The organism is Clostridium sp. D33t1_170424_F3 (assembly GCF_015667585.1).
Lineage (GTDB): Bacteria > Bacillota > Clostridia > Oscillospirales > Acutalibacteraceae > Anaeromassilibacillus.
This window is the reverse complement of the sequence record NZ_JADPEG010000001.1, coordinates 184,843-197,312: the sequence shown is the minus strand read 5'-3', so window position 1 is coordinate 197,312 and position 12,470 is coordinate 184,843. Positions and strand designations below refer to the sequence as shown.

Annotated in this window: 6 protein-coding genes; 3 read left to right on the top strand and 3 right to left on the bottom strand. The window is 51.1% G+C overall.

Annotated elements, in window-relative coordinates; translation table 11 throughout:
* Window positions 1–22: 22 nt before the first annotated feature.
* A complete protein-coding gene (locus I4V53_RS00965) occupies window positions 23–1,465 on the bottom strand; it encodes a GntR family transcriptional regulator (protein ID WP_195983549.1) in 1,443 nt (480 codons plus the stop codon).
* Between the two features lie 341 nt (window positions 1,466–1,806).
* On the opposite strand from I4V53_RS00965, the gene I4V53_RS00960 reads away from it, so the two are divergent.
* Window positions 1,807–3,813, top strand: a complete 2,007-nt coding sequence (locus I4V53_RS00960; RefSeq protein WP_195983548.1) for a PAS domain-containing hybrid sensor histidine kinase/response regulator — start codon at window positions 1,807–1,809, stop codon at window positions 3,811–3,813.
* A gap of 83 nt (window positions 3,814–3,896) precedes the next feature.
* On the opposite strand, the gene I4V53_RS00955 is transcribed toward I4V53_RS00960, so the two are convergent.
* On the bottom strand, window positions 3,897–4,718 hold the full coding sequence (locus I4V53_RS00955) for a MerR family transcriptional regulator (protein ID WP_195983547.1): 822 nt from the start codon (window positions 4,716–4,718) through the stop codon (window positions 3,897–3,899).
* Between the two features lie 196 nt (window positions 4,719–4,914).
* On the opposite strand from I4V53_RS00955, the gene I4V53_RS00950 reads away from it, so the two are divergent.
* Window positions 4,915–5,412: an HDIG domain-containing metalloprotein gene (locus I4V53_RS00950; RefSeq protein WP_195983546.1), complete on the top strand. Its 498-nt coding sequence runs from the start codon at window positions 4,915–4,917 to the stop codon at window positions 5,410–5,412.
* Window positions 5,413–5,505: 93 nt separating this feature from the next.
* Here I4V53_RS00950 and I4V53_RS00945 read toward each other — a convergent pair whose 3' ends face one another.
* Window positions 5,506–5,925: an acyl-CoA thioesterase gene (locus I4V53_RS00945; RefSeq protein WP_195983545.1), complete on the bottom strand. Its 420-nt coding sequence runs from the start codon at window positions 5,923–5,925 to the stop codon at window positions 5,506–5,508.
* Window positions 5,926–6,387: 462 nt separating this feature from the next.
* On the opposite strand from I4V53_RS00945, the gene I4V53_RS00940 reads away from it, so the two are divergent.
* Entirely contained in the window at window positions 6,388–12,315 is a 5,928-nt protein-coding gene (locus I4V53_RS00940; protein WP_195983544.1) for a glycoside hydrolase family 97 N-terminal domain-containing protein, read from the top strand.
* Window positions 12,316–12,470: the final 155 nt, after the last annotated feature.

The following is a 12,470-nucleotide window of genomic DNA, read 5'->3' as shown; positions in this document are numbered from 1 at the left end:
GTTGCTGAATTCCTCCTGTTTTTTAAACGTTCTTGATTTCCTCCTCGTCTTTTGGCAGACGACTGTCCAAGTTGCGTAAAATCTGTTCCGCAGTGGAAATGACCAGGCGCATCATGCTTTTCAAACTGTCATGAAAAACAAAACGGTCTTCCGTATCAAGGCCCTGGATGAGCAGCGCGGCGTGAGATAAAAGCTGGGAGCCTGTCTCCGGCTGAGTGGCAGCGCAGGTCTCCAGCAGCGGAAGGCCTAAAAGCAGCGCTTCGTGGAATTTGTCCCATATTTCCTTTATAGGACGGTCGTCGTTGCTGTACAGCAAAATACCGGCGCCGATCAAAAATATGCGGAAGCTGTTTCCTTGTGCCTGCTGTGCTCTGAGGGTGCACAGGCATTCGTCAGTCCGCCATCTCGGGCCGGGAAAAAATTGTTCGATGATGCGCTCCAATGAAATGGAAACTATTTGCAGCACCTGCAGGAACATGGACATGATCCGCTGTAAAATCTTGTCCGATGAGGCAGCATCTGCTGAAGCCGCCACCTGGGTGCCTAATCCCTGATGCGTGGTTACAACTCCCAGACCGGCCAGCAGCTCCACAGCGCGCCGAACCGTACTGAATGAAACCGAATAACTTTCTGCCATTGTCCCATAGGAAGGCAGAAAATCCCCCGGTCCGTATGCCTCCCGGATATAGATTTGGCCGATCAGATGAGCGGCTACCGAATAGCACTTCTGAGGGCGCTCCCGGTATACTTGCCAATGGAATCGGACCGGCGCTGGAACAGGCCGCACAGACTCGGCCTGTTTGATAAAAGCATATAAGCTGTGGTTTAAAAGCTCCAGCGTTTGAAAATAGTTACCAACGAGCTCCTCGCGGTCGCCCTGTTCGCAGTCATCCGCCATCTGCTCTGAAAGCTGCTTCAATTGCCGTTTGGTTTCCGGTGATGAAACATGCATTGCAAGGGAGGGAAGAAACTGATAAAAGAGAATGGATTCGGTAAAGAGATCAAACGCCAGGCGGTTTTTATGTGCAAGTATGGCTTGACGGCCACAGTAGAAAGAGATCTGAAACGGCTCTGTGGCTACCCTGAGCGCGTTCGCATTGATTGCAAGCATATCCTCCTTCCGCAGAAGCCGTGCTCCCGCGAGAAACAGGGGATAGAACAAGGTCCTCAGATTCCGGTCCAGTTGTTGCAGCGATTCTTTTCTGGCCAGGTAGTAGTCTTGCAGGCTGTGAAGATATACATCTGCCGCAGCGTTATACAGCACCACGGTATGCCGTCCTCTGGCAAGCTGTATGTAGCGTTCCTTTTGAAGCTGCAGGTAAGCGCTGCGAACGGTTTGCAAGGAAACTTGATAGATGCTGCACAGTGTTTCCACAGAAGGCAGGCAGTCCCCTTCCCGATAATATCCGAATTCTATTTGTTTTTTGAAGAATTCATAGATCAGATTATACCTTCCCGGCCCCATTGCGCATTCACGCCCCCTTCGGAAAAACGTTTGTCCATGAATAATATTATACTATGGACGCAGGCGGAAATCCACCCGGTCTGGCACATGGAGTTGCCGGATTTTGGAATGCAGGTTGTATTTAAAAGGAAACGCACGTTTACAGTCTTGCCATGCGGCTCTTTCTGCGCTACAATGGATTTAAAGTTTTGTATATGAACACAGTTGGTTATTGCGCGGCCAATCGGTTCCGTTACACGCCTCCATTTCTTTTCCGCCCTGTTTTGAATTACTGGACGGACGTTTGCAAAGGATCATGGCGGCCTGCGAGAACACGTTTCTGTTTAAAAGGAGTGGGGCTAATGATTAAAGACTATGCGAATAAGGTCATGGACTATGAATACAATGCGTTTATGACGCTGATGAACGTCAGCGTCAGCAAACATCTGTTAGACGAGCATTTTACCGTCCTTTGGGCCAACGATTATTTTTATCAATTGATCGGGTATACAAAAGAGGAGTATGGGACGCTGTTTCACAGTCATGTGGATGAATATTTCAGGGACGATCCGGAATCCGTCGCGCTTATGGCGCGCATCATTGTGGATGCGTATCAGCGGCAGGAGCAGGGCTATGAGTTTGAGTGTCCCATGCATGTGAAGGGCGGCGGGACCACCTGGATACGGGTGACTGGGCGATTTACCGACGAGGTGTTTGAAGGAATTCCCGTCATCTATACGATCTATACAAATATTACGAAGCTCAAGGAATTACAGCAGCAGTTGGAAGAGCAGTCAAAGCAGCTTGCGGAAGCATTGGAAATGGCGGAGACAGCCAGCCGGGCAAAGTCGAGTTTTCTTTCGCAGATGAGCCATGATATTCGTACGCCGATGAATGCAATTGTTGGAATGACGGAAATCGCATCGATGCATATTGGCGAGCCCTATAAAATAAAAGACTGCCTGAAAAAGATTTCTCTGTCCAGCCAGCATCTTCTCGGCCTGATCAACGACGTACTGGATATGTCAAAGATCGAAAGCGGCAATATTGCGCTCAATTTGGAACCTGTGTCGCTGCCGTCCGTGCTGGAGAACATAGTGGCTATCATGCAGCCTGTGGTCAAAGAAAAGAAACAGCATTTTTCCGTCCGCCTGCAGCATGTCCAGCACGAGGAATTCCTCTGCGACGCGCTGCGGCTCCGCCAAATCTTTATTAACATTCTGTCGAATGCTTCCAAATTTACACCTGAAGGCGGGCAGATCATTTTTGAGGTGGAGGAGCTTGCCTTGGTGGACGCGCCCGGTTATGCCCGGCTTCGGTTTACCTTCTCCGATACAGGAATCGGTATTAAACCGGAGTTTCTTCCGTATCTGTTTGAGGCTTTTACCCGGGAGCGGGACAGCCGCGTAGATAAAACGGAGGGCAGCGGGCTTGGTATGGCCATCACCAAAAAGCTGACGGAGTTGTTTGACGGTACGATCCAGGTGCAAAGCCATTTGGGCGAGGGCACCACTTTTTGTGTGGAGCTGCCGCTCGAAATTACTTCGTCCAAATGTGAGCAGGTGGTCGATTGTAAAGATTTGAAAATTCTTGTGGTGGATAATGACGTTGTCGCGTGCGAATATCTGGCAAACACTTTAGAGGAGTTGGGCGCGGACACATACTGGTGTACGAGCGGCGTCAACGCAGTGGAAAGGGTGGCGCAGGCCCGTGTGTCAGGCCGGAACTTTGACATTGTACTGTTGGATTGGCAGATGCCCGATATGGACGGCGTACAGACCGCCCGTGCGATTCGCGCCCGTGCCGACGCGGAAATTCCTATTTTGATCGCCTCTGCCTACGATTGGAGTGATATTGAGGACGAGGCAAAGCAGGTTGGCGTCAACGGTTTTTTGCAAAAGCCTCTGTTTAAATCCACTTTATGCAGCGGAATCCAGCGATATTTGGCTGGCTGTCCATCTGTTCCCAAAAAGGAAAGAGAAAGCTCGCTGCACGGCAAGCATATATTGATTGTGGAGGATAACCAGCTTAACCGTGAGATTGCCATTGAGCTGCTGTCTACGATGGGTGCGGAAGTGGAGGCGGCAGTCGATGGCACAATGGGCGTGGAACGGTTTCACCAGTCCGAAAAAGGATACTTTGACCTGATTTTAATGGATGTCCAGATGCCCAACATGAACGGATATGAAGCGACCCGGCAGATTCGGGCCTTGCCCCGCCGGGATGCGGCCTCCGTGCCGATCATTGCGATGACGGCCGACGCTTTTGCAGAGGATGTGGAGACGGCGAGGAAGGCGGGAATGAACAGCCATCTTCCAAAGCCGTTCAACCTGGATTCTCTATATAAAGAAATCGGTAAATATCTGTGACGGCCTGGATTTCTCAAAGCGGACGGGTTCGTTTTGTAAGAGAAAATCCCCACCGGACTGCATACAGCCGGCGGGGAGGTGATTTATGCTTTTTTTACCGGGAATTGGATTTCCGTCAGCCAATGATCCACGTTGTCCTGATTCCAGTTGCCGTCAATATAGACCTCGCGCGGACAGCCGGTAATTTCATATCCATTGTCTTCAATCCATTTGATGACGGACGCGTAGGCGTCTCCCAATCGGGCATATGCCCCTTTGTGCAGGACGCAGGCAGCTTGCGGGATCGCCGGAATCTCCTTGAAGGTCAGCAGCTCTGAGTCTGCTTTCTTCTCCGTAACGGCCTGACAGATTTCCACGTCGATGTCGTGCTCGCGGTATTCGCCATCATGATAGATGTTGAAACAGTAGCTGGGTTCTGTGCATTTGCAGCCCAGCCGTGTCAGCTCCGGCTTTATCACCTCCGGATAAAGATGGCTGAGCATATCAAAGCCAGAAATCATGCGGCGCAGGGATGCCGCAACGGCGCCCGGAAGTTCTTTTACAGATACGGTATAGTTGTTCATAAAAAATCCTTTCCCAGCCTTCAAAAAGCTTTCGATTCGGTTGAGTTTATCCTGCTCTCTGCAGATGACGGAAGAGACCTCCCGCCGCTTTTGTTCCAACAGGCGCAGGATCGTTTCCTCCGGACAGCCGGTGTTCAGCAGAACGGATACTTCTGTCAAGGTAAATCCCATCTGCTTTAACGCCAGAATCTGATGCAGACGGGTCAGCTGTTCGCTGGTATAGTACCGGTATCCGGTGAAACGGTCGATGCAGGCGGGTTTCAGCAGGCCTAATTCATCATAGTGCCGCAAAGCCTTGGTTGTAACACGTCCGATTTGAGAAAACATTCCGATGCTGTACATAATGCAGTCCTCTTTTCCTGTTCAACAGTCGCGCGTTTGTTGATGACTCTATCATAAACGTTGCCCCTGGGGAAAAGTCAATACTCTATGATCAAAAACTTTTTCTGTTAATTGTCGCAAAATAGGTGGATTTTCGATATGGATATAAGGTATACTGGTTTACAGCATTACATAACATGAAAAGGAGCTTCTTTCTATGTGGAGTTGCACAAACCGTGCTTTATTTCAGGAATGCATTCAGGATTTAATCGATACGCCCAGCGTGCAGGCGATGCGGGACGTCACACAGCATGTGGACATCAACTGTCTGGACCACTGTATCTTTGTGGCATATCTCAGCTTTTTGATCTGCCGCCGATTTGGCTGGGACTTTGAGGCGGCCGCGCGCGGCGGCCTGTTGCACGATTTATTTTTATACGATTGGCATGAGAAGGGCAGCCATGAAGGGCTGCACGGATTTACACATCCTGCGGCAGCGCTGGAAAACGCCAGCCAGATCTGTGAGCTGACAGATGTGGAAAAAGACATCATTGCCAAGCACATGTGGCCGCTGACGCTTCGGAAAATGCCCAGATTCCGGGAGTCGTTTGTGGTTAGCGGCGCGGATAAACTTTGTGCGCTGGCAGAAATGCTGCAAATCTATCGTCTGATGCGTGTGGGGAAAAAGCTGAATTTCTCTTACGCGGGCCAATAAGGCGGCTTGCTGTTTTTCGGTTTCTTTTGGTCAATTTATCAGTATGATAAAAGTCCGGCTTTGCATCATGGTTTCATGACAAAGCCGGACTTTTTATGCCTCAATAAAGGCTTGTATTTTTTGGTAAAGTTCCGGGAAGCGTTTTTTCATGCTGATGGGCCGAAAGGTTTGCGCATCTACCCAGGCATGCAAAGTATAGCCGGTATTCATTGGCGCAGATGCGTCGCTGTGGAAAATTTGATACCGGAATTTGATACGGGCGGGAGTCAACTCTTCCACACAGGCTTTCACCAAAAGCTCGTCCTCATATCGGGCGACGCCGTTGTATCGGCACTGCAGTTCTACCAGTGGAGTCATAACACCCATTTGTTCCATCTCTGAATAGGTCATACCGATCTTTTTAATCAAATCGGTACGCGCTATTTCATACCATACCGGGTAATTGGAATGATGCACAATTCCCATTTGGTCCGTTTCCGCATATCGTACGACAATCTTGCTGATCGATGTCATGTGGTATTACCTCCCATAATAGGCTGTTTTGTTTCGCTTTTCATAAATAATCTATTGATAATTCTAAACTATAAATAAGAAAAAGGCAAGATGATTTTTTCAGCCGTTCAGCAGATATTTTCATCTTAAACAATTAAATCTTTTTAAATGATGATCTGTTTTTATTAATTAACAACAAATGATAAATACAATATGGATTATTGTTGCTTAATTATGTAATCTTGTATCATTTTGAACGCGGGATATTGAATTTTGAATTCATTTGTGATAACGTTATGGAAAAGATTCGTAACAGCAGCCTTTTTTATGCATATGTACATAAAAATTCAATTGATGGAAAATTTTGCTGTTTGTAATCTTTGGGAAAGCAATAAAAGACAGCGATTGTAATTGTGGGGAAAGAAGACCGGAAAATGGTCTAAATCAAGGAGTCTGTAAATTTGGTAGAAGAGAGGTAAACACATGAAGAAAAAGACAGTTCGGTCGGCATTGGCAATGATGCTGGCAGTACAGATGGCTTTTGCAGCTTCCGCACCGGCCTTTGCGGCCGCTGAAGCCGTACGGGCGGGAAGCCAAAACGCCGTTGTTTTGCAGGAAGGACAGGATATTCCCGTTTATCTGAGTGACATGAATTGGAAATCCGCTTCCGTGGGATTCAGCAACGCAACCAAGGATAAAGATATGGATGGCAATCCACTGAAGCTGGTACAGGCGGACGGATCGCTCAAAACCTACAGCAAGGGTATTTTTGCCCACGCACCTTCCGAAATCTCCTATGATATCGAGGGCAAAGGTGTAAAATCCTTCCATGCGGAGGTCGGTATCAACAATGGACGTGATGGGGCAAGCTGTGCGTTTGTCGTTAAAGCGGACGGCGAGGTGCTGAAGCAGACCGGTGTGATCCGCGGCAAAGCGGCGGCGGAGACCATCGACGTAGAAATTCCTGCCGATGCCAAACTGTTGACATTGATCTCGACCGATGGCGGAGACAACAAAAACAATGACCACAGCGTCTGGGGCGACGCGCAAATTGTTTTGGACGGAACCGTTCAAAAGAACTTGAAAAGAGTGACCCTGCAGGCGTCGAATTCGATCCTGGAGGTGGGGAAAACCTCGAAGATCACAGCGTCCGGCATCTTGGTGGACGATTCCACAGCGGGAGCATTTGACAGCCTTTCCTTTGAAAGCAGCAATCCGGAGATTGCGACTGTAGACAGTGATGGCGTAGTAACCGGCGTTTCCAACGGTGTGGTGACCATCTCCTGTGCGGCGACGCTGGGCGACATCACAAAAACCGGCATGGTGGAACTGATCGTCGGTACAGAAACGCAGGGGACCGCTTGGTCCATCCAGTCTCCAGATGGCAGCAGCACCGCGGTGTTTGCACTGAACGCGGATGGCAAGCTCTCCTATTCTGTATTGAACGAAACAAGGACGGTTCTCGGATTGGCGGATACCGGCATTGTAACCAGTCTGGGCGATTTCTCCAGCGGATTGACATTCAAAAGTGTCACAAATGCAAAGGAAATCAACGAGACGTATTCTGTCATTTCCAGCAAAAAGGACGCCTATGTAAACCATGCGATGGAACGCACCATCACCTTTGAAAAGGATAACATGGAATTTGATGTCATTGTGCGCGCCTACGACGACGGTGTGGCATTCCGCTATGCGATTCGATCGGCGGACGGCTCCGAGCAGGATATGACAATTTCCCATGAAACGACAGCCTTCCAGGTGCCGGCGGGTTCCAAAACCTGGGCGATGGCGCACGGCACCGGCGGTGCATGGTCTTATGAGGACAGCTTCTACGAGAAGCAGATTGAAGACGTCACCGGCGGCCAGTCCATTCCGCTGCTCTATGAGACGCCGGAGGGCGACTTTGCCCTTCTGACGGAAGCGGAACTCAGCGGCGAGTACATCGGTTCCATGGTTAAGGCGGAAGGAAACGGCGTTCTGCGCGTCTCCTATACCCCGCAGCAGGGAACCAAAGAGGTTGTTACCTCCGCGCCGTTCCAGACCCCGTGGAGAGTTGCGATCACCGGAACGCTGGCAGATATCGTGGAAAATACCATGGTGGAAAATTTGAGCGCGCCGGAGAAGACTGAGTACGATTATGAGTCCTGGGCGCATCCGGGTTTGACCTCCTGGTCCTGGATTGCAGCGGGTCAGACCTCTGCGAATCAGCATGATCCGGATATGATTAAACGATATATTGATTTTACAGCCGAAATGGGCTGGAAATACTACATACTGGATGAGGGCTGGCAGCCGCCCGCACCGAGCGGGAGCGACAGCCGCTATGCCGGGTATTACGATTGGTTTGATGAGATTGTCGATTATGCAGACAGCAAGGGCGTGGGCTTGATCGCGTGGGTCATTTGTGACGATCTGAACACGCAGGCTAAACGTGACGCCCGTCTGATTGAATGGGCGGAAAAGGGCATCAAGGGTATCAAGATTGACTTCTTTGACCGCGAAACACAGGACAGAACGCAGCTCTTTACCGATGTTTACGAGCAGTGCTCCGATTTAAAAATGGTAGTAAACGCGCACGGCGCCAATAAGCCGACTGGTGAGACCCGTACGTATCAGAATGTTCTGACCCGTGAAGCAATTCGCGGCCAGGAGCAGGGGGATCTCAAACCGGAACAGTTTACGATCCTGCCGTTTACCCGTTGTGCGGTTGGCGCGGCGGATGTAACGGAGACTTTGTATCCCAGAGGCAGTTCCAGCACCATCGGCTTCCAGATTGCGTCTTCCATTCTCATCCAGAGCGGCCTGCATTGCATGGCGAGCGGTCCAGATGATTATCTGAACAGCCCAACTTACTCGCTGTACAAGGATATGCCTGCTGTGTGGGACGACACCAAGCTGATCGATGCCTATCCGGGCGATTTTGTCACCATGGTGCGCCGCAGCGGTGAAAACTGGTTCGGCGCCTCTACTACGACGGAAGCGCGCGACGCGGAATTCCCGTTGGATTTCCTGGGCGACGGCAAGTATTATGCATTGGTTTACAAGGATGCGGGCAGCAGCCGGAACGACATTGCAATGGAATGCATCGAAGTCACCAAGGCGGACAAGCTGACCATTCCCATGAAGAAGGGCGGCGGCTGCGCCGTCAAAATCGTCAAAGAGAAGCCCGCTGCCATCGCTTCTGTTACGCTCAACAAAAATGTTCTCAGCATGGAAGCCCGCCAAAAGGTTACGTTGAAGGCGGACGTCACGCTGGAGGAGAACGCCCTCATTAAAACTGTCAACTGGACTTCCAGCGACGAATCGGTCGCAACCGTGTCCGCAACCGGTGAAATAACGGCGGTTGCGCCGGGTACCGCGGTCATTACAGCGATTTCCCCGGTAGATCCCACCATCAAGGCGGAATGTGCTTTGACGGTTATTCAGGATAAGTATATTATTAACGATGAGACCTGGTCTGTCGTCAACGACGACCTGGACAAGGTCCGCTATAATAACGAGAACTCCATCACGATCACATCCCAGCAGGGCGAAATCGGCGAAGGCAGCAATGCGTTGGACAATATCTTCGCAACGGTTCCGGCAGATCAGGACTTTGCCATCAGCGTTAAGGTAACGGGCGGCCTGACAGCCAACTACCAGGCGATTGCTTTGACAGCATTCACCGATACAGCAAACGTTGTCAGTGCGATGAGAAGATACCACAGTTCCTTTGGCAACAACTGCTTTGCCATGGTCCGCAACGAGAAAGGCCAGGGGATGACGGAGTCTCCGGTACAAAAGGATACCAATAAAGACGCGGACGCCTACCTGAAGCTGGTCAAAAAGGGCAAGACCTTCACCAGCTATTACAGCTACGACGGCACAAACTGGACAGAAATCCGCAGTCAGGATGCGAAGGGCGATATCGCCAATGCAGAGGCAAAGGACATCAAGATCGGCGTGTATACCAGCACCGGCAACTCCGCCGCTTATCAGGATGCCACCTTTACCGATTTCACCTACTATCCGGGCGAGAGCACGGAGGGGACTGTCATTCCGTTTGCAAAACTGCGCGACGACATCAGCACTTACACAGTCGCGTTTGACAGCCAGGATGCGGATGTGCCCGCTTCTCCGGCAACGATGGACGTTGTGTTCCCGGCGACAACGGTAACCGGCCTGCCAAAGAATCCGGAGCGCGAGGGCTATACCTTTGGCGGATGGTTTACAGAGCCGGACGGCGAGGGCGCCGCGTTTACCACCGATACGGAAGTAACCGGCAACATGACCGTTTATGCTTATTGGATCCAGGATGACTATGTGCTGGGCAGCGATTGGTCTGTGATCAATAAGGTTTCGGACAATCTGGCCATCAACAGTGAGAATTCCGTCAGCATCACCATGCAGGAGGGAGAAATTGGCGGCACTCTGAGAAATGTTCTTACCACCGCCCCGGCGGATCAGAACTTTGCCATCAGTGTCAAGGTCAGCGGCGGCCTTACGGATGACTTCCAGTCTGCAGCGCTCGCAGTGATGACCGATACCAACAATGTTGTGGCAGCCATGAGAAGACATCACAGCTTCTTTGAGGACCAGTGCTTTGCCATGATAGCCGGCGGCGTGGAAAAACCGTATAAAGTGGACACGCAGAAGGATCAGGACGCCTATTTGAAGCTGGTCAAAAACGGCGCAATGTTCACCAGCTATTACAGCTATGACGGCGAGAACTGGACGGAAATCCGCAGCCAGGAATACAATAATTTGAAGGATGTTGCGGCGGAAGACCTGCGTATCGGCGTGTATGCCAGCACCGGCAACTCCAATAAGTACAAGCCGGTCACCTTTACCGACTTTACGTATTATTCGGCGGACAGCGAAACCGGCACGGTCATTCCGTTTGCCAAGAGCAATAAGCCGGTCGTTCCGAATGAGGGAACGCTTTCCGTCAAGTATGATAACAGCGTTGCGCTCACCGTCAACGGCGAAGCGCAGAAGCTCGCGGATCTGCTCGGCAAGTATGAAGTGAAAAAGGTGGAAGCGGATACCCCGTACACGCTGGCGTTCAAGCCGCGCGTAGAGGGTAAGGAATTCAGCTTTGTCAGCGTCAACGGCGTTGATCAGAAGATTACGGATACAGGTTCGTTCACCTACGAATTTACTACAGACGGCAAGGCGCAGGAACTGAACTTTGCATTTACACAGGTTGACAAGCGTATTCTGCGCAACCTGATTGCCTATGCACAGGAGTATGCCGCAAATAACGACATGGAATCCCTGGTGCCGGTGGTCAAAGAGAAGTTTGAAAATGCATTGGCGGATGCGGTAACAGTTCGGGATACTGTCGCAGTCACGCAGAATGAGGTCAACGGCGCGTGGACCGATTTGCTGAACGCGGTTCATCTGCTCAGCTTTGTCCAGGGAGATAAGGCGGAACTGATCGAGCTGGTCGACTATGCAAACAGCATTGAGACGGAGAACTTCACGCCGAACAGCGTGGCGGCATTTGAAGCAGCCCTTGCAGCGGCGCAGGAAGTGCTCGATGACGAAAATGCGCTTCAGCCGGACGTCAAGGAGGCCTATGATACACTGCGTGCGGCGGCCCTGGCCCTGGTGGATGCGGCAAGCGTGGAGAATCTCCAAAATCTGGTGGACATGACGGCGGACATTGATCTGAGCGAATACGTTGATATCAATGAAGACGATTTCAAAGCATACCGCGATGCGCTGGCAGAGGCGAAAAGAGTCCTGGGAGATAAGAATGCAACGCAGAAGCAGGTGGACGCGGCGGCGGACGCGCTGGTCAAGGCAATTGGCGAGTTGCGCAAGACGCCGAATAAGGATGCCCTGCGTGATCTGGTTGCAGAGGTGGAAGCCCTCGACCTGAGTGCCTACACTCCGGAAAGTGCGGCGCGCGTCCGTATCATGATGGCCAATGCGCTCCGTATTCTTGATAATGAGGATGCGACACAGGAAGAAATTGACGGAATGGAAACGGATTTGAACAACGCTTATAAGGCCTTGGAGACCAAGAAGAATAACAAGCCCTCTGGCGGAAGTTCTTCCTCCAGTTCCGGCTCGAAACGGCCGGCCGGCGGCTCCGGTACAGCGGTTGCGGTTCCTGCAACGGTTGTAAACGCAGCGCAGGATGTAAAAGCGGCGGCTTCCGTCCGTTCCGACACAACGCTTCCGTTTACGTTGAAGAGAGGACAGGCGTATTGCTTCAAGATGACGGTTCTGAACGGCAGCACGGCAGCGCCGAGCTTCACAGTCGGCAACAGCGGTGTTTTGAAGACACAGTTTGTTGCAAAGATCGGCAACGACTACTATTATCGTGTGTGGGCGGTTGGCACGCCGGGCGAAAGCACAGGTGTGTATACCACGATGGTAAATGAGGCGCCGCAGCAGCACTGTACGGTAACCATCGGTTAAAACATTCTGTTGGTTGAAATAACGGGCGCATACTGGCGGCAGGTTTCGCAGCCGTACGGCACTGCCTTGAATAAAACAGGTTTATAAGGAAATCCTCGATAGGAGGATGTATTGAATAGGCGATCAGATAGGCCGCCCCCGGTGGGAGAACCGGG

Excerpts from the sequence above, each read along its gene's own strand:
- I4V53_RS00965 (WP_195983549.1), bottom strand. The coding sequence starts at position 1,465 with ATGGGGCCGGGAAGGTATAATCTGATCTATGAATTCTTCAAAAAACAA.
- I4V53_RS00960 (WP_195983548.1), top strand. The coding sequence starts at position 1,807 with ATGATTAAAGACTATGCGAATAAGGTCATGGACTATGAATACAATGCG.
- I4V53_RS00955 (WP_195983547.1), bottom strand. The coding sequence starts at position 4,718 with ATGTACAGCATCGGAATGTTTTCTCAAATCGGACGTGTTACAACCAAG.
- I4V53_RS00950 (WP_195983546.1), top strand. The coding sequence starts at position 4,915 with ATGTGGAGTTGCACAAACCGTGCTTTATTTCAGGAATGCATTCAGGAT.
- I4V53_RS00945 (WP_195983545.1), bottom strand. The coding sequence starts at position 5,925 with ATGACATCGATCAGCAAGATTGTCGTACGATATGCGGAAACGGACCAA.
- I4V53_RS00940 (WP_195983544.1), top strand. The coding sequence starts at position 6,388 with ATGAAGAAAAAGACAGTTCGGTCGGCATTGGCAATGATGCTGGCAGTA.